Below are 18,306 nucleotides of genomic sequence, written 5' to 3'. Positions count from 1 at the left end.
ACACCCTCTGACTACTCATATGAGGTTTTTTCCCTAATGATACCTATGTTATTAACTCCACTTTAAAGGATCGTTTTAAAAGAATTTGAGAAGCCATTTTTCTAGTTCACCATCAAAATTCTTGAAATTTATGTAAAAAAGAACCCGTTTTATATATAGTTTCTTTTTTCATTTCTTTAACTTAGTCTAATCTATATTGGCCAGTTAATTGTTCCTCAGCCATTCGAGCTAAGTGTAATTATTCTAATCATTAACACCTTTTTCCTTTAAATTCTTTAGACCCTATCCTTGTTTATATGAATAGCTTTCTTATTCGAAAATAGATTTTTAAAAATTCCTACCCCTACAATTAATACACCTATTCCAACTAATTTATTTATTTGTATTGGAACGCTCTCCATTCCAAACAATCCGAATGTATCAATACATAATGCAACAACTAATTGTGTAATAAGACTAATTAACACCGTATACGCTGGACCTAAACTCTTTATTGCACCCATTATACAAATAATTAATCCAATGCCAAACAATCCGCTTATATAAAACAAATAATTTGTAGTGTAAAAATTAATGCTAATACTTTTCTCTGTTATGATATAAAATAGACCAGAACTTATGAGACCTATTCCAAGAACACATGCAGTTGTTAACCACTGTCCTACACATTCATTGACCTTTGTGTTAAAAATAGATTGTAAGCTAATTAATACTCCAGCAAATATAGCTAAACTAAATCCAATCAAAATATTCCTCTCCCTTTCATTGCTCATATATATTATCTTTAGCAACTTCCTTCATTCTAGAAAAATCTTTAATTACGATAACTCCATTTTTCTTTTCAATTAATTTTTCTTTATTTAATTTTTGTAACACCCGAATTACGTGCCTATAACTTACTCCTATAAAATCAGCAATACTTGATATGGAAGTTGCATCTAAATCCTCTTTATACATATTTCCGTTACTATCTGTTGAAATTGATAGTAAATAACTAGCTACACGCACTTCTACTGGATAAAGTAAATTTAGAGCTGTAAAACGGGTCGATATTTTTAACGTGTTCGCAATGTTTTCAAGCAAGAAGTTCATAAATATAGGATCATGTAATAACTTGTTTCTAATAACCGTATTAGAAATGGAGATAGCTACAACATCTGAACAAGCTTCAACGACATTATGAGTCTTGCTTTTTTGTATCAATTCAAGATCACCAACAACCGCCAATGGATTGATAAAGCGAAGAATTAGTTTCTTTCCTTCTGGTGTAATCGTATAAACTTTTACTTTACCTTTCACTACAAAATATAAACGATCCATTTCGTCATCTATATTGCAAATAAACTTGCCTTTTTCAAAATGATTTATTTGAAAATAAGCTGTATCTATTTCTGAAAAAATCTCAAATATTTTATTAGTTTTCAAATAATGAATAATTAAATCTGATCTATTCTCCATTCTCATTTCCTCCTTCTATTCACATATTAAATATTACAATCCCTATAATCATTACTATTGTTCCCACAATATGATATCTCTCCATCTGTATCTTTTTTATATGGAACAGTCCTTTTATTTCAATGAAAGTTGCTGTTAACAATTGAGCAACCATAAGTGTGCCAGCTGTCAATGTAACCCCCATTGAATATATCGCTATAGTTTCTGCACAAATAATGAATCCACCAAATGCACCGGCTACTAAATATGTTTTTTTCACACCCTTTAAATCCGTTACTTTCTCTTCTTTCTTTAACAAAAATATAGTTATTGCAATAAGGAACCCAATTAAATGCGTTATAATACTCGTTGACCATATGCCGATATGTGAACTAAGTTTCGCATTAAAGGTTCCTTGAAGTGTTATACATACACCAGCAAAAACAGCAAATACAATGCCTTTCAAAAAATCATCTCCTAATTTTTTATTTCTAACTTAATTAAAAGCTATGACCCTAAAAGGCAAAAGGACAAATATCACATCACTATGAAAATAATTAGAAATGAACAAAAAACACATCTCAAAAATTTGAGATGTGTTTTTATATTTTTATTAATATATAATTTTTTACATATTATAACTACGCTACATTAACAGTCTTCTTCATAACAAACTTCGCAAATAAGAAACGCACAAGCGGCCCCATAATAATTAATTGTAATGGATAAGCCATAATGAAATTTTTAATAAAAATTGAAAAATAACTTGAAACAAATGATTCCCCTTGTAGTCCACCATGTAAATACATCATAGCCATTCCGTAAAATGACATAAAGAAAACCATTCCGATTACCATAGCTGTAGCCATCGCTACTATAATATTTATTTTCTTCGATTTATTAAACGGTATCGCGAATACAATTTTTTTCGCACAAGGCCCAACGATACATATCTCAATTAATAACGCAATCATAAATCCAATTAGTAGTTCTAATGCGATCTCCTTAATATGAATTGGCCCTCCTGCTCCGTTCAATAATAAATTGTAAAACGTCATTACGATAACCATCCCTAGGCACATCATCATACCGAATTGGAGGTTTTCCTTTCTTGTTGTTGGCAACTTTCATCATCCCTTCTCTTTGAGTCTTTGCCATTATATCGATATTGGAAACTCCTTCGTAAGTGAACATTTTGTGAACATTTCGAAAGCGTTTACGTTTATTTCTTTCACTCTTCACTCTAATCTTCCCATTCTATAACTGTATGTTTATAAAGGTTTTATATATTTCAATGTTGAATTACTAAATTTAACATTGAAATATATTACTACTAGGAGGATAACTATGAATGAAGCAGAATTTTACGCATATCACATCGTTACAAAGAAAAAAATGAATATCGGACAAATCATTCATTTTGATAATAATCAAACTAACACTTTATATCACTTCTTTTTTGAAAGAGAACACTTAAATGCTACTGGCGAAGATTCTATTCAAATTTTAAAAAGCAATTATATAAATAACGAACTACATATAAATAATGAAAACGCTCAAGTAGTTATGAAATATACGGATCAAACAATTAGAGCCGTTAGGGAAACGATTGTCGAAATGGTTAGGCTTCAAGAATATCCTGAATACCCTTCAAGGTTATCTTGCTTATATGCTTCTAAAAGCTATGAAGATGCTTTGAAATGGAAAGCGTTATTTGATTCTTACAACCGAGATGTTTTACAGATTGTTAAGCTACTAGTGAGTGGAAATTCTTTTGAAAGCGACGGAAATCTTTTACCAAAAGAAGATGGTATTTCTTTCTCCAGAAAAATTGAACAGGCTAGAGACTATTGGAAAGGAAATAGCAAAAGCGAATTACCTGAACTACTGATTAATGGGAAAATTCAGGTGGTGGAAATTATCGATGATTTTTCCAAAATTAAAATTTAATTCTTGGCTAAATATTAGAGAATGGAGATTACAATGATGAAAAAGGTGTACTTCAATCATGATGGTGGTGTAGATGATCTAATTTCACTATTTTTATTACTCCAGATGGGTAATGTCGAACTTACAGGTGTTTCAGTTATCCCTGCAGATTGTTATTTAGAACCCGCAATGTCTGCAAGTCGTAAAATTATTGATCGCTTCGGCAAAGGTAATATCGAAGTAGCAGCGTCAAACTCTCGTGGAAAAAATCCATTTCCGAAAGACTGGCGAATGCATGCATTTTATGTAGATGCTTTACCCATTTTAAATGAGTATGGAAAAGTTGCAACACCTGCAGCAGCCAAACCTGCGCATCATCATTTAATAGAAACTCTTCTACAAACGGAAGGAAAAACAACTTTATTATTTACAGGGCCGCTAACTGACCTAGCCCGTGCATTATATGAGGCTCCTATAATCGAAGATAAAATTGAACGTCTCGTTTGGATGGGCGGTACATTTCGGACCGCAGGCAATGTACATGAGCCGGAACACGATGGAACGGCTGAGTGGAATTCGTTTTGGGACCCTGAAGCAGTAGATCGTGTATGGGAGGCGAAGATTGAAATCGACTTAGTAACACTAGAAAGTACAAATCAAGTTCCGTTAACAATAGACATCCGTGAACAGTGGGCAAAAGAGCGTAAATATATTGGTGTTGATTTCCTTGGTCAATGCTATGCGATGGTTCCTCCTCTCGTTCACTTTTCAACGAACTCTACTTACTATTTGTGGGATGTATTAACCGCTGCGTTTGTTGGGAAAGCTGACCTTGCAAAGGTACAAACGATTAAAAGTATTGTTCATACATACGGACCTAGCCAAGGGCGTACAGTGGAAACTGATGATGGGCGACCTGTAAATGTCGTTTATAATGTAAACCACAATGTTTTTTTCAACTATATAACTGACTTAGCAAAGAAAGCTTCCACTTGAAATTCTATCTATACGAAAAATAAATAAAGTCGTATAACTTCAGATGATAAGCCTGCAAAAAAACTCAAATTGGTTGCGGCTTAATATTTACTTATTAAAAAGAGTATTGAAGTAAACTTCAATACTCTTTTTGTACAGTTTAAGGCTATTTGATTAGAGTTGCGTTTTACTGGCTAACCATTTCATAACCATTTACAAAATACGTTATTGTTTCTAACTCATCTTCATTTAATTCTCTATCTAGCTCTTGTTTATACGCTGCCTTTATCTTCTCTTCATCGCCTTTATGAGCTTCTGTGTATGTTCCTACTGTTTTTAGCAATTGTATTTCTTTTAAAAACTCCTCCCGATTTATAGCTGTCCCATGAGAAAGAATATATGTCTCAGCATCAAATTTTTCTAATTCATCTATTAATGTAACCGTTCGTTTCGTCGTATAGTTCCACTTCGAAGAAAAAATATCTGCATATATACAGTCTCCTAAAAACAATATCTTTTCTTCTTTTATATACATAACAACAGAGTCATGTGAATGATCTCCGCCCACATGCTTTAGCACACATGTCACTTCACCAAGATCTAATTCAAGTTGATTCTGGAATGTTAAAGTTGGAGGAATAATTTTAATATTTCTCGCTTTTTCATTAAACTCTTTTTTGATACACTCCGCACAAAATTCAATTTCAGTACCCTCTTTTACACGTGTGTCCAACGCTTCATCTGTCCATTCATAAGAAACAAGTGTACTCATCTCTTTTTTCGTTTCAGAATGTGCAATAGACAATGCCTCTTGTAGTACAGGTAATCCAAAAATATGATCCCAGTGCCAATGCGTTAGTGCTACGAAATCAGGACTCGATACATTCTGTTCTTTTAGCATTTCTAAAAACAATTGTGCATGTTCTTCTGAATTCCCTGCATCAATCATTAAAGTTTTTTCTTTTCCAACGACCATTCCTAATATAGGTCTATCTGTTTCAGAAACAGGTGTCATATACCAAAATGAGTTTCCTATTTTTTTAATTTGCTGCATAATCAATTCCCCTTTTCATATTCCCACTTAAATTTAATATATAAATTATAACGAATTGCTAGTTTTTTCTCTATACTCAAACACAATTACTTGGACTAATCCAACTTAACTTTTCGTAAGTTAAAAATAAGGGACTACAATCGGAGTGTGATATTATGGAGCGTTTATGGATTCCAATGATTGTAACATTTTTTTCGTTCGGTGGATTACTATTAGGAGGTGCTGTTGGAGTTGCAACACGTCAACTAATTGAAGAAAAGATGCATCGTTTATATGCATTATGTGGTGGTATTTTGCTTGGCCTTTTATCCCTTGAAATTATTCCTGAAACATTTTCAAGCTATGAAATGATTGGTCCTATACTTGGTATAGCTATCGGTATTTTAGTTATGAGCTTATTAGATAACTATTGTCACCATCCAATGATACATAAAAAGGATCAACAAGCATGGCAAACATTCCTGTTTCTCTCTTTCGCTATATTTATTCATAATATACCGAGTGGATTTGCGTTAGGCACAGCTTTTATTAATCATGCTGACTCAGCCATCCCCTTTTTAATAGCAATCGTCGTTCACCATATTCCAGAAGGATTAGCTTTAATTATCCCCTTTCTTTTTACAAAACATAAATATATTTCATTTCTATTAACAACTTTATTACTTTCTCTTATTCTCGGTACCGGTACGGTGTTTGGCATTTTAATGGAAGGAAAAGCTCTTCATTTACAAGGTCTCATTATGGGAAGCGCTATCGGTTCACTTGGTTATGTCACAATTCATGAAATGCTTTGGAAAGCTAAGAAACAGCTCTCTTTCCTTATATTTCTCATGTGGGCAACTAGTGGTTTTTTACTAATAACAGTGTTTACTTTATTCGCTGTTCATCATTAAAGCTAAAAAATTTATTATTTGTATATTTTTCCTTTTTCTTCAAAACATAATGTTATCTACCTATTATGAGGAGGAACAATTATGTTTGGGAAAACAGCTGGTGAAGCATTAGTTGATTTATTAATTGAATGGGGAGTAGAACATATATACGGTATGCCTGGAGATTCTATTAATTCTATAATTGAAGCTTTAAGAAAAAAACAAGATAAAATTAAATTCATTCAAGTTCGCCACGAAGAAGCTGGCGCATTAGCAGCGGCCGCTTATGCGAAATTAACAGGGAAACTCGGTGTTTGTATGGCAATCGCAGGACCTGGAGCTATTCATTTATTAAACGGTTTATATGATGCGAAACTCGATAAGGCTCCTGTGCTAGCAATTTCAGGACAGGTAGAAACCGATTTACTCGGAACGGATTTTTTCCAAGAAGTAAACTTAGAAAGATTGTTTGATGATGTTGCAGTGTATAACCAGCGCATTATGTCAGCGGAGCAACTACCTGCTGTAGTGAATCAAGCGATTCGTATGGCCTATACGAAAAAAGGTGTATCTGTTCTCACTATTCCGGATGACGTTCCGAAATTCGAAGTAAAAAATGGGGCTCGTGTTACAAACACTTCTTTTACATTGCCTGAGCTATTTCCGCAAAAAGAAGATTTAGATGCAGCGAAACTCGCAATAAATGAAGCGACAAAACCTGTTATTTTAGCAGGTAAAGGCGCAAAACATGCAAGAGAATCTTTACTTGCATTCGCAGAACATATCGGCGCTCCAATCGTACTTACATTGCCAGCTAAAGGAATTGTTCCTGATGAACACCCACTTTGCATCGGTGGATTAGGATTAATTGGAACGAAACCATCTTATGAAGCAATGAAACACGCGGATACTTTAATTATGGTGGGTACTTCTTATCCGTTCACTGGTTTCTTACCTGAAAAGGCAAAAACAATTCATATCGATACAGATCCTGCCCAAATCGGGAAGCGTTATGTGACAGATATCGGCTTAGCCGGTGATGCTGATAAAACATTAAAATGGTTAATTGAAAATGTAGAAAAACACGAGGACCATTCCTTCTTAGAGGATCATCAAGAAATGATGAAAAAGTGGGAAGAAAAATTACACGGTCAGGAAGAAGATTCCTCTACTCCAATTAAACCACAACGCGTTATGCATGCATTGCAGCAAGTAGCAGAAGATGACGCCATTCTTTCAGTTGATGTCGGAAATGTAACGGTCTGGACAGCAAGGCACTTCCGTATGACGAACCAGCAATTTATCATTTCAAGCTGGCTCGCAACACTTGGCTGCGGTTTACCTGGTGCACTTGCTGGAAAAATTGCGTTCCCGAATAAACAAGTATTTGCAGTTTGTGGTGACGGCGGATTTGGAATGACTATGAACGATTTTGTAACAGCTGTAAAATATAAACTACCAATCGTTGTCGTCGTATTGAACAATAATAAAATTGCCATGATTAAATTCGAACAAGAAGTTATGGGTAATATCGAATTCGGCACCGATTTAACGAATCCAGATTTCGCAAAATATGCAGAGGCGTGCGGCGGTATTGGCTACCGTATTGAGAAATTAGATGAACTACTACCTGCTTTCGAAAGTGCAGTAAAACAAAACAGGCCGTGTATTATTGATGTAGTTGTAGATGTAAACGAAGCACCAATGCCAGCAAAAATCACATTTGGTCAAGCAGCTGGTTATACGAAACATATGATAAAAGAATTATTTGAAGAAGGTAAAATTGATTTACCTCCACTTTAAACGAAAAAAGATAGCTGAAAACGATTTGTCTTCAGCTATCTTTTTTTATTTTTGTACCTCTCTATAGAATGAAAAATCATTCATAGTTGGTTGTATTTGTTTCTCTACTTTCCCTTTTTTCTTTTCCCCCTTTGGCCTTCTCACATTTCCTAATTTAATTGCATCTTGCATACTATTACTAATCAAATTTCCAGATAAGATTGTCATACTATAAAAAAGAATTGGTATGACCACGATCCAAGTATGAGTAGTTAAATGACGGAAGTTTTGACCAATTAATCCTGTCCATTCTTTTGTTACACTATCCGCCTCTATACCAAAGATTATTGTTCCGCCGAAAAACAGTTCTAACAAACCAAGATGTAAGAGAAGTAATAGGGTGCTTACAAATTGCTGGGCTACTAATAAAAGAAATGATGGTAACATATGTGGCCATACATGGCGTTTCAACCGCTGCCACTTACTCCCTCCGAGCACAGTAGCAGCCAACATAAATTCTTCATTCTTAATACGCTTTACTTCTTGCGCCGTATACAACATAACAGTTGGTACAGCAAGGCACGCAAGAACTATAATTTGAAACGTAACCCGTAAGTGAAACGGAGCAGCCTCTAATTCTCCTTTTTCGTTATACATCATTGTTAATTCACGAATATTTCCGTCAAAAAACACCGTATTTCCAATACTAACAATCATTAATACACTCAAAAAAGTAACACCTAGCCAAAATCTCACATCTCTTTTTACAACTTGCCACATGTTACACACGCTCCTTTATAACATTTTTTAAAAGCGTATGTAATAAACGAAATAGTATAAAAAGCGGTACGTATAATATAACTAAACTCACTGTAAATATTTCTAATTTGGAATTTTCTTTTAAAAAAACAAACATGCCGTACGTATTAAATAGCCATTCAATAATATATAAATTTGATAACATAAATAAAATATTTGTTTTTGCATAATAGACTGTTGTTAACAAGACATTTCTTGAAATATGGTGCGTCAAAACATGTCTTAAACTCAGTCCTTTACTCTTTGCAAATATGCTATAATCTTTCTCTAATTCTTCTCTAAAACGTAATAATAGTAGCTTCATAAATAATAACGTTGTAGGTATAGCAAGACATATTATTGGTAACATACGAGCTCTATCCTCACCAAATCCCGCATGTTTCACTGGCATAAATCCTGTTTTTTGAAAGATAATTACTACTAGAAGTTGAGATAATAAAATTAATAAAATGTCCGGGATACTTTCAAGTGCGACGAAAACTCCATTCCATATACGTTGCTTTGATTGAGAGCGCTGCAATACCCACACAACGATAACATACGCAATGAGTAAAGAAAGTATAAATGCCGAAATAAATACAAACATTGTCTCTACATAATGAATCCATATTTGTGGAAATAACTTTCTTGAGTTCCGAAATCCATACGTAATTTCACCCGGTTTTAGTAACTTCTCCCCGAGAAACAGAACTGTGTCCCAAAAACCGATTAAATCAATTTGCAGTCCTTTAAATAAACGCGGAAGTGCCCTTAAAAAAAGGATACAAATAAGTGCCGCAAATAATTGTAAACATGTAACTCCACACCACTTACCAATTCGAATGAACATAACTATTATCCTTTCTATTTAAATGAATATTCAGAAATAAAATCCATGTATAGTACCTATACCTTTTAACAAATTAACTCCTCTTTCTAAAAAACATAGCAATTCCCGTCATTTTTTGGAAGTTGTATTATATCTTTCGATCATTATCCAATATTTTCCTTCCTAATCAATTCCATACTATAAAAAAGCACTTATTTTTAAACTAAGTGCTTTTTGTATTTAATTCTATTTTACGAATGTATCACACATCCACTCATAAAACTTTTCCTTTTCTTCAAATTGAGGGTAATGTGCTGAGTTTTCAAAAGCTATAAATTCCTTTTGATCCGCTTCAATCAAATCAAAATATTTTTTAGCTGCATGAAATGAAGTATTATAGTCATATTTACCCATAAGAAGATAAAATGGTAGCTTTAGCTTAGTTACTTTAGTAGGTAATGGATTCTTTAAATCTTTTTCTAATAAGACCGTTTGGGAATGTGATAATCCAACGTTATAACGAATTACGTCTAACAAGTTATATTCATTACTAAGTAACATCTGAATGTTATCACCATCTGGATTTTCAATGAGTCTTGATGTTCCACCATATTTTGTAACATAATCTCTCGGAGTGTATGTATCGCCGTTTTTAATTTTTCGGTTAACTCTTTTAAATATGAAACCTCCTCCGCATTTCCCCCATTTTGCGCCTGTTCAATAACGTATTTTAAACTATCCATCTCACTTTCTACTGTGTCACTCATCTGCCCTATACCAACATACGCTTCATATTTTTCAGGAGCTTTATAGGCAGCTTGCATTCCAATATATGTACCGTAAGAATGCCCAATCAATATTACTTTTTCTTTACCGAGACGTTTTGAAACATAATCTGTCATAGCTAATAAATCTTCTACAAGTAGGTCTGATGATAATTTCGAATAGTCTTCAAAAAAATGATACGATTTCCCGCTTGCCCTTTGATCATAATTAACAACTGTGAATTTCTCTTCCAATAAGTATTGATATTTTTGAGCATATGGTATTTCCGAAGAACCTGGTCCACCATGAACAAAGATAATTACTGGATTCCTCTTATCTTTGCCACGTATCATAATCTCATGACCACTTCCATTTATCTCTACTTGTTCTAATGTACTTATACTGTTATTACTCTTTATTTGCGAAGTCCATGTAGGAAATATTAGTGCTATGGTTAGTAATAGTATAGTAATGACTCCAATAAGTTTTATTGATTTTTTTATCTTTTTCATAATACGCTTCCTTTCTGTTAAATTTATAAAATATCAATTTATTTCTGCAAAACTACCTCAAGAAAATAAAAGTACTAAACCAGTACACTTTCCAATTTCATCTCAATGTTTTTGTACATTACTAATGTCCCATACACATCTTAACTTTCCGCTATATAAACTCTTAATATTTTCTTAATTTTCAATATTTTATTATTATGAAGACTTAATAACGTCTTGCATACCGTATTTATGTATCACAAACATAGAAAAAAGCCCTTGTTTTCAAAACAAGGACTTTTTTCATAAACTATTTCGCTACTTCTTCTTTCGGCATTACCATCCCTTTATAAAGTTGAACAGTTATCCAGTAATAGATGAAATAAATGACTAAGAAAATCCCTATTGGCACCCACACTTTTACAAACGGGTCAACTAAAATAAAACTGAATAAGTTAAGCCCTACTAAAACGTGGGAAATTCCAATGATTGCTGGGAAGATAAATAAATATGAAATTTCTTTATAAATACTTTTTGTCAGCATACTACGTCTAACACCTATTTTTCGTAACATTTCATAACGTCGTACATCACGAGAAGCACCCGTTAATATTTTGAACATAAGCGAACTTGCCATCATTGCTAGAAAGGCAATTCCGAGGAAAAACCCCATAAACATTGTCCCACTCATGAAACTGTTCATAAACTGATAAATTGTCATTTTCGTAAATAAGTCTACTTTTGCACCTGTTGTTTTTTCAATTTGTTCTTTTTGTCTCTTGTCTATTTCGATCAATAATGGTTTATATTTTTTCATATCATCTACTTTTGCTAATGTTACAGTATGTTCTGTTCCTTGAATTCCTTTATAATGCTCTTCATCAGCAATTCTTACAGGCTTTCCGTTAAATTGATTATGTGTAATTTGTATTTCTCTTACAACCGCATCTTCCCAATCTTTTGGCATACGAGGAAGTTTATTCACTGCTTCGGGAGCTTCCAAAGCAGAATATACAGGTTCAGTTAAAGGTTCAGCCACCCGTTTACGCGCAGGCTCTTTTAAAGTTTCCATATTAAAGCGGTCGGAAATAAGTGGCGGTTTCTCAGTTAAATCGTCACGTAAGTAATACACCGCTTCTCCATCTACTTTATACTTATACTTGCTTTCTTCAACTATTTCCATTTCCTTTAATGCTGCTGTATCTTGATCATTTGGATCATGAATTACGACATCATATACACGTGAGAAATCTGTCATAATGCCTACATTTTTTTGAAATGCCATACCTGCTGTCATTGCCCCTGCACCTAATGCAATTAACATCGCTACAGTTCCTAATACTCTCGATAAACTATTTACTCGAAAGCGTAACTGTGCATATGTAAAACTATTTAAGCCCATTTCATTTCGTTTTTTATTTCCCTTAATTTTCATCACAAAAAATGGGAGCAATGAACTAAAAATAAAGTACGTTCCAAGTGTTGTAACAATCGTCGCTATTATAAAACCAAGTTCAGCATATGTTCTTATATTTACCATAAAATAATACCCTGTACTTACTAGTAATACACCCAGTACTGTCATTATAATAATGCGAGTTTTACTTTTCTTTACTTCATCTAGTGTTTCATCTTCACGAATTAACTCTAGTTCTGTTTTACGTAACAATCGAATGCTATTCATTATACCCGTAATGAAAAATAGTATTAAGAAGAAAATAGATGTAACTAAAATAGCTGGTGTGTATACAGATGCGTAACTACCTTTTGCTGAAATTTCCATGCCATTCATTAAAAAATTTCCTGCTACACTTGCAAGTAACATTCCTACTAAAATACCGATAATAATACTGACAATACCCATACCGAATGTTTCAATAAATAATAACTGTGCTACTTTTTTCTTTTTCGCTCCAAGCATCATATACATACCAAGTTCTTTTCTTCTTAATGTAAGTAAAAAAGAATTGGCATATATAATATAAAATACAGTTATGAAAGAAAGTAATATTGCACCTACCCAGAAGACGAGTCTAATACTACTAATGAGACTATTATCTTTTGTAAATTCACTGTTCATCGCCATCGTTTGGAACATATAGAAAATACTAATACTAATAACGAGACCAATCAGTAAAACCATATAATCTTTTAACATCTTTTTCATACTATGACGTGATAATTTAAATAACATTGTTTCGCCCCCTACTTAGACTCAGCAGCTGAGCCCATATGAGCGAGCACACCTAAAATGTCTTGATAGAAATTCTCTCGAGTGCCTTGACGATTTAATTCTTTATAAAGAAGACCATCTTGAATGAATAAAATACGCTCACAGTAACTTGCACTAAACGCATCATGTGTAACCATCAAAATACTTACATTGTGATTTTCATGTAAATCTTGCATTGCTTCTAATAAACTTTTTGCATTTTTACTATCAAGTGCTCCTGTTGGTTCATCTGCTAATACGATTGCCGGATTATGTACTAAAGCTCGTGCTGCCGCTGTTCTTTGTTTTTGCCCACCAGAAACAGCAGTCGGATATTTTGTTAAAATTTCAGTAATTCCTAATTTCTTCGCAACCTCATTTACTTTTCCTGTAATCTCACTTGACGGTACACCTTGCAAAGAAAGAGGCAAAGCAATATTTTCATAAATTGATAAGTTTTCTAGTAAGTTAAAATCTTGAAAAATGAATCCTAATTTTTGAGAACGAAAATCTGATAATGCATTCCCCTTCATAGAAGTAATATTTGTACCAGCTATCGTCACACTACCACCTGTCGCTTGATCCAGTGTACTAATCACATTAAGTAAAGTCGTTTTTCCAGATCCAGAAGGACCCATGATCCCGACGAATTCCCCTTCCTTAATATGTAATGATACGCCTCTTAATGCTTTTGACTGATTCTCATTTCTTTTCCCATACGTTTTTTCTACACTTTCTACAGTAACTACATTTGTTGACATTTCTTTCACTCCATCCCTTTTGTATAGTATTATTTTTTTCATATAATCCTTATTTTTCACTCATGTAAAATCTTACTATTTTTTAGCTTTTCAAACAGAAAGAGATGCACAAGTAACATGAACCTTTTTCCTCCTTCATATTCTCACTTTTCTAAAACTCGTTCATTCGATTTCTCTTACATTTACCTTACATTTTTGTAAGGTAAACAAGAAAACACACCAAATTCTAATGGTGTGTTTTCTTTTTAATCAATATTTTCTATTCTTTATTTCCTCTTCCATACTTGCCGCAAATACATCTAGCGCAACAACTTCTGACTTTTCTTCCCCATATTTACGTACATTTACAGATCCGTTTTCCATTTCCTTATCCCCAATAACAAGAACATAAGGAATTTTTTGCATTTGTGCTTCTCTTATTTTATATCCTAACTTTTCGTCTCGCACATCTCGTTCAATACGAACTCCAGCTTGTGCTAATTTATCTGCAACCTCATTTGCATATTGTACATGAACTGCATTTGAAACTGGAATTACTTTCACTTGAACTGGTGCTACCCATGCCGGGAACGCGCCTCCAAAGTGTTCAATTAATATTGCTAAAAAGCGGTCTAACGAACCTAAAACTGCTCGGTGAATAACAACTGGTCTTTTCTTTTCATTCTTCACATCTATATAATTTAAATCGAATTTCTCTGGCATTTGGAAATCAAGCTGAATTGTTCCGCACTGGTGACTTCTATTTAAGGCATCTTTAATATGGAAATCAATCTTCGGTCCATAAAATGCGCCGTCACCTTCATTTAGTCTATATTTATAATTCAATGACTGTAATACATTTTCTAATGCGGCTTCTGCTTGCTCCCACAATTTATCGTCACCCATTGAATCTTCTGGACGAGTAGACAGCTCCACTTCATATTCGAATCCAAAAGTTTTATATACGTAATCAATTTGCCCCATTACGGATTTAATTTCATCCTCAATTTGTTCTGGTGTTACAAATAAATGAGCATCATCTTGGCAGAAAGTACGTACTCTTAATAATCCGTTTAACGCTCCGCTAAATTCATGGCGATGCACTTGACCGAACTCACACATGCGAATTGGTAATTCACGATAAGAATGCAATTTATTTTTGAACATAAGCATGTGTCCTGGACAGTTCATTGGCTTTAATGCAAAACTTTTGTTGTCTACTTCTGAGAAATACATATTATCTTTATAATGGCCCCAGTGCCCTGATCTCTCCCATACTTCTTGGTTCATCATAAACGGAGTGCGTACTTCTTGATAATTGTATTCTTTTTGAATTTCTCTTAAAAATGCTTCTAATTCATTCCGAATAATTTGGCCTTTCGGTAAATAAAATGGCATTCCCGGAGCCTCTTCAGAAAACATAAATAACTCAAGTTCATTACCTAACTTACGGTGGTTTCTTTTTGCTGCTTCTTCAACAAAATGTAAATACTCTTCTAACTCTTTTTGAGAAGAGAATGCAACACCATATATACGCTGAAGCACTTGGTTATTACTATCACCTCGCCAATATGCACCGGAAACGTGAGTTAATTGAAATGCTTTCAAATAACCTGTAGATGGTACATGTGGCCCCCTACATAAATCTACAAATTCACCTTGTTTATATAGTGTTACACTTTCCCCACTAGGAATTGCTTCTAAAAGTTCTAATTTCAAGCGATCGTTCATTTCTTGAAACAGTTTTGCTGCTTCTTCTCGAGAAACCTCAACTCGTTCTATACTTATATTTTCTTTTATAATATTTCTCATTTCTTTCTCGATTTTTGGTAAATCTTCTACGTTTACACTACTTGGAAGATCCATATCATAATAAAATCCATTTTCAATAACAGGCCCTACCCCAAGATTTATATCACCATATAATCTTTTTACAGCTTGCGCTAAAATATGTGCCGCAGAGTGTCTTGCAATTTCTACTCCATCATTTGAATCTATAGTAATGATTTCTACTTCCGCATTTTCTTCAATATTTCGGCGTAAATCATATAACTGATCATTTACTTTCCCCGCGACTGCTTTCCTTTTCAAGCTACTACTAATTGATCCAGCAATTTCTTCTAAAGTAATTCCTTTTACAAATTCTTTAACACTACCATCTGGAAATTTAATTTCAATCATCTGTTCTTTCATTTTTCATCTCTCCATTTCATAATAAAAAGCACACTCATCCCTAAAATAGGGACGAGCGTGCTTTTACCCGTGGTTCCACCCAGATTCCCATTGTAAACCTACAATGGCTTCTTTTACGGTAACGTCGTTTACACGGCACTAGATACTTCATTTCCCCAGTGCAGCTCTAAGGTGGTAAGTTATTTTTCTGCGTTAGGAAGTTCTCAGCTTTCCTTCCTTCTCTGTATAACCGGGTAAAATAACTCGTGTCCTTTTCTTCGCTTATTATGAAATTGAATGCAAAAAAGCATATTCATCCCTAAAATAGGGACGAATATGCTTATATCCGTGGTTCCACCCAGATTCCCATCACAAAAAACATAATGGCTTCTTTTGCGATAACGTCGCATACACGGCACTAGATACTTCATTTCCCCAGTGCAGCTCTAAGGTGGTAAGTTATTTTTCTGCGTTAGGAAGTTCTCAGCTTTCCTTCCTTCTCTGTATAACCGGGTAAAATAACTCGTGTCCTTTTCTTTGCTTTTATAAAACATCCATTTATTGTTATTTAATATATCTTATTCATTTTATTTTTGCAAGTGTTTAAAAAAATTATTTATTTAATTTAAAAAAGTGAAACCAAATTTTTTTGGTTTCACTTCACAATTTTACCAATCTTGTGGTTCGTAATTTAAATCTGAAAATAGACGTCTTTTCTCTTTCTTCGATAAATCTCTCCACTGCCCAACTGGTAAATTATTCAATTCTATATTCATAATTCTCGTACGTTTTAACGTATACACTTGATAACCTAAAGCTTCACACATACGGCGAATTTGACGATTCAGCCCTTGTGTTAAAATAATTTGGAACTCATATTTTGATAACTGTGTAACCTCACAAGGAAGTGTTTTTGTACCTAAAATTTTAACTCCCGCTGCCATTTTCTCTAAGAAATCAGGTGTAATTGGCTTATCCACTGAAACGATATATTCTTTCTCATGCTTGTTTTCAGCACGTAAAATCTCATTAACGATATCGCCATCATTCGTTAACAAAATTAAACCGTCTGAGTCTTTATCGAGACGTCCAATATGACTAATACGTAAAGGGTGATTCACTAAATCAATAATATTACCTTTTACTGCTTTTTCACTTGTACATGTAATACCTACTGGTTTATTTAAAGCGATATACACATGGTCTCGAGCAATACGAAGTTGCTCTCCATTCACTCGTACATCATCACCTGGATTTACTTGGTCACCAATTTTTGCAACCTTACCGTTAATAATTACTCTTCTCTCATTAATTAATTTATCTGCTCCGCGTCGAGACGCTTTTCCAGCTTCACTAATAAATTTATTGATACGCAAGTTAGGCACATCCTTTTCATAAAAAATTTCAAGCTCACACTGCTTCTACCGTACAATACAAAAGGGTAAGCCTCCTATTTTAACTTAAATATATTAACATGAAAGGGTATATGACGTCTTCTATTAATTTCTTGTTTACAAGAAATTATCTTTATTATACATTCATTTATACACTTTTTCTGCACTTAATATACAAGCCATTCTTCCTTACATACAGCTTGTTTACTTCTTATCTCTTCTATATCTTCATGAATGTTAGCCAGTTTATACAACATGGGAAAACCCTCTTCCACATAATATTGATGCGCCATTTCATCTTCCCAATAAGTTAATACTATGTAACGAGTTTCATTTTTTAAAGACTTCGCAACTACTCCACCTAACATCCCTTTTGCATTCTCCATTCCTTTATTCCAAATTGTTTCTTGCTTATGTAAAAAATGATTTTCTTTTTCTCCCTTTACATCACATATGGCAACTCTTACGAATGATCCTTCTGTAACAACGTTTTGCAAAGGCTTATCATTTATATCATACAACGTTTGAAATAGTTCAATTTCACATGAAAGAAACGTATCTTTTTGATTACTATTTAAATAAATTGTATCGTGAGCACCGTTCATAAATGATTGATATGCACTTCTATCTTCCCATAAAGTATATACACATGCCTCATCTTCATTCCATCCACCAAATTGCCCATGAAAACCATCTAAATGTTGTAAATCACGCCATTTTTCTTGAGCAGCCGAAAACATCTCCCTTTTCTCTTCTCCCACTTTGCAAAATATTGTTTTTAGTAACATTTCTACTTCCCCCTTATTATACAATCTCTCTCTTACAACAATTAGTTTACATAACAAAACTATGGTAA

Annotated in this window: 16 protein-coding genes, 1 pseudogene and 2 other annotated features; of the genes and pseudogenes, 4 read left to right on the top strand and 13 right to left on the bottom strand. The window is 33.7% G+C overall.

What is annotated here, in order from left to right; all coding sequences use genetic code 11:
* Nucleotides 1-275: 275 nt before the first annotated feature.
* The 4 genes from BTOYO_RS24985 to BTOYO_RS24970 all read right to left on the bottom strand — a co-directional run bounded on the left by BTOYO_RS24985 (nucleotide 276) and on the right by BTOYO_RS24970 (nucleotide 2,561).
* Nucleotides 276-746, bottom strand: a complete 471-nt coding sequence (locus tag BTOYO_RS24985) for a DMT family transporter (RefSeq protein ID WP_000578999.1) — start codon at nucleotides 744-746, stop codon at nucleotides 276-278.
* Between the two features lie 16 nt (nucleotides 747-762).
* Nucleotides 763-1,458 (bottom strand): Crp/Fnr family transcriptional regulator, encoded by a 696-nt coding sequence (locus BTOYO_RS24980; protein WP_000431587.1) that lies wholly within the window; start codon nucleotides 1,456-1,458, stop codon nucleotides 763-765.
* A 19-nt stretch (nucleotides 1,459-1,477) separates the two neighbouring features.
* Nucleotides 1,478-1,903 (bottom strand): DMT family transporter, encoded by a 426-nt coding sequence (locus BTOYO_RS24975; RefSeq protein ID WP_000676418.1) that lies wholly within the window; start codon nucleotides 1,901-1,903, stop codon nucleotides 1,478-1,480.
* Nucleotides 1,904-2,078: 175 nt separating this feature from the next.
* A complete protein-coding gene (locus BTOYO_RS24970) occupies nucleotides 2,079-2,561 on the bottom strand; it encodes a DUF2798 domain-containing protein (protein WP_001143399.1) in 483 nt (160 codons plus the stop codon).
* A gap of 223 nt (nucleotides 2,562-2,784) precedes the next feature.
* Between BTOYO_RS24970 and BTOYO_RS24965 the strand changes: the two genes are divergently transcribed.
* Both BTOYO_RS24965 and BTOYO_RS24960 read left to right on the top strand, forming a co-directional pair.
* Entirely contained in the window at nucleotides 2,785-3,387 is a 603-nt protein-coding gene (locus tag BTOYO_RS24965; RefSeq protein WP_001001042.1) for a DUF2441 domain-containing protein, read from the top strand.
* A gap of 33 nt (nucleotides 3,388-3,420) precedes the next feature.
* Nucleotides 3,421-4,362, top strand: a complete 942-nt coding sequence (locus tag BTOYO_RS24960; protein WP_002093760.1) for a nucleoside hydrolase — start codon at nucleotides 3,421-3,423, stop codon at nucleotides 4,360-4,362.
* A gap of 166 nt (nucleotides 4,363-4,528) precedes the next feature.
* On the opposite strand, the gene BTOYO_RS24955 is transcribed toward BTOYO_RS24960, so the two are convergent.
* Nucleotides 4,529-5,395: an MBL fold metallo-hydrolase gene (locus BTOYO_RS24955; protein ID WP_001184102.1), complete on the bottom strand. Its 867-nt coding sequence runs from the start codon at nucleotides 5,393-5,395 to the stop codon at nucleotides 4,529-4,531.
* A 155-nt stretch (nucleotides 5,396-5,550) separates the two neighbouring features.
* Between BTOYO_RS24955 and BTOYO_RS24950 the strand changes: the two genes are divergently transcribed.
* Both BTOYO_RS24950 and BTOYO_RS24945 read left to right on the top strand, forming a co-directional pair.
* A complete protein-coding gene (locus tag BTOYO_RS24950; protein ID WP_000440622.1) occupies nucleotides 5,551-6,288 on the top strand; it encodes a ZIP family metal transporter in 738 nt (245 codons plus the stop codon).
* An 81-nt stretch (nucleotides 6,289-6,369) separates the two neighbouring features.
* Nucleotides 6,370-8,070, top strand: a complete 1,701-nt coding sequence (locus BTOYO_RS24945; RefSeq protein WP_000467253.1) for a pyruvate oxidase — start codon at nucleotides 6,370-6,372, stop codon at nucleotides 8,068-8,070.
* Between the two features lie 45 nt (nucleotides 8,071-8,115).
* Here BTOYO_RS24945 and BTOYO_RS24940 read toward each other — a convergent pair whose 3' ends face one another.
* The 8 genes and pseudogenes from BTOYO_RS24940 to BTOYO_RS24905 form a co-directional block, all read right to left on the bottom strand.
* Entirely contained in the window at nucleotides 8,116-8,829 is a 714-nt protein-coding gene (locus BTOYO_RS24940) for an ABC transporter permease subunit (protein WP_000267899.1), read from the bottom strand.
* Between the two features lies 1 nt (nucleotide 8,830).
* Nucleotides 8,831-9,697: an ABC transporter permease subunit gene (locus BTOYO_RS24935; protein WP_023441252.1), complete on the bottom strand. Its 867-nt coding sequence runs from the start codon at nucleotides 9,695-9,697 to the stop codon at nucleotides 8,831-8,833.
* A 225-nt stretch (nucleotides 9,698-9,922) separates the two neighbouring features.
* Nucleotides 9,923-10,953 (bottom strand): annotated as a pseudogene (locus tag BTOYO_RS24930) (alpha/beta hydrolase).
* 289 nt (nucleotides 10,954-11,242) lie between these two features.
* On the bottom strand, nucleotides 11,243-13,126 hold the full coding sequence (locus tag BTOYO_RS24925; RefSeq protein ID WP_000897867.1) for an FtsX-like permease family protein: 1,884 nt from the start codon (nucleotides 13,124-13,126) through the stop codon (nucleotides 11,243-11,245).
* Nucleotides 13,127-13,137: 11 nt separating this feature from the next.
* Complete coding sequence (locus BTOYO_RS24920; protein ID WP_000106414.1) at nucleotides 13,138-13,905, bottom strand: ABC transporter ATP-binding protein; 768 nt, start codon at nucleotides 13,903-13,905, stop codon at nucleotides 13,138-13,140.
* Nucleotides 13,906-14,154: 249 nt separating this feature from the next.
* Entirely contained in the window at nucleotides 14,155-16,077 is a 1,923-nt protein-coding gene (gene thrS / locus BTOYO_RS24915) for a threonine--tRNA ligase (RefSeq protein ID WP_000663078.1), read from the bottom strand.
* Between the two features lie 44 nt (nucleotides 16,078-16,121).
* Nucleotides 16,122-16,344, bottom strand: a binding site (T-box leader).
* Nucleotides 16,345-16,379: 35 nt separating this feature from the next.
* Nucleotides 16,380-16,603: a binding site (T-box leader), on the bottom strand.
* A gap of 121 nt (nucleotides 16,604-16,724) precedes the next feature.
* Nucleotides 16,725-17,432, bottom strand: coding sequence for a 23S rRNA pseudouridine(2604) synthase RluF (gene rluF, locus BTOYO_RS24910; protein WP_001222161.1), 708 nt, complete (start codon nucleotides 17,430-17,432; stop codon nucleotides 16,725-16,727).
* Nucleotides 17,433-17,617: 185 nt separating this feature from the next.
* Nucleotides 17,618-18,238 carry a DUF4937 domain-containing protein gene (locus BTOYO_RS24905; protein WP_000925134.1) on the bottom strand — a complete coding sequence of 207 codons (621 nt, stop codon included), beginning with the start codon at nucleotides 18,236-18,238 and terminating at the stop codon, nucleotides 17,618-17,620.
* Between the last annotated feature and the right edge of the window lie 68 nt (nucleotides 18,239-18,306).

The organism is Bacillus toyonensis BCT-7112 (assembly GCF_000496285.1).
GTDB classification, from domain to species: domain Bacteria; phylum Bacillota; class Bacilli; order Bacillales; family Bacillaceae_G; genus Bacillus_A; species Bacillus_A toyonensis.
The sequence above is the reverse complement of the archived record's forward strand: the minus strand, read 5'-3'. Positions and strand labels throughout refer to the sequence as shown.

Bases quoted from the DNA above. Each gene is read 5' to 3' on its own strand.
- BTOYO_RS24950 (WP_000440622.1), top strand. From the start codon at position 5,551: ATGGAGCGTTTATGGATTCCAATGATTGTAACATTTTTTTCGTTCGGT.
- BTOYO_RS24955 (WP_001184102.1), bottom strand. From the start codon at position 5,395: ATGCAGCAAATTAAAAAAATAGGAAACTCATTTTGGTATATGACACCT.
- BTOYO_RS24905 (WP_000925134.1), bottom strand. From the start codon at position 18,238: ATGTTACTAAAAACAATATTTTGCAAAGTGGGAGAAGAGAAAAGGGAG.
- BTOYO_RS24980 (WP_000431587.1), bottom strand. From the start codon at position 1,458: ATGGAGAATAGATCAGATTTAATTATTCATTATTTGAAAACTAATAAA.
- BTOYO_RS24945 (WP_000467253.1), top strand. From the start codon at position 6,370: ATGTTTGGGAAAACAGCTGGTGAAGCATTAGTTGATTTATTAATTGAA.
- BTOYO_RS24920 (WP_000106414.1), bottom strand. From the start codon at position 13,905: ATGTCAACAAATGTAGTTACTGTAGAAAGTGTAGAAAAAACGTATGGG.
- BTOYO_RS24960 (WP_002093760.1), top strand. From the start codon at position 3,421: ATGATGAAAAAGGTGTACTTCAATCATGATGGTGGTGTAGATGATCTA.
- BTOYO_RS24965 (WP_001001042.1), top strand. From the start codon at position 2,785: ATGAATGAAGCAGAATTTTACGCATATCACATCGTTACAAAGAAAAAA.
- BTOYO_RS24940 (WP_000267899.1), bottom strand. From the start codon at position 8,829: ATGTGGCAAGTTGTAAAAAGAGATGTGAGATTTTGGCTAGGTGTTACT.
- BTOYO_RS24925 (WP_000897867.1), bottom strand. From the start codon at position 13,126: ATGTTATTTAAATTATCACGTCATAGTATGAAAAAGATGTTAAAAGAT.
- BTOYO_RS24935 (WP_023441252.1), bottom strand. From the start codon at position 9,697: ATGTTCATTCGAATTGGTAAGTGGTGTGGAGTTACATGTTTACAATTA.
- thrS (WP_000663078.1), bottom strand. From the start codon at position 16,077: ATGAAAGAACAGATGATTGAAATTAAATTTCCAGATGGTAGTGTTAAA.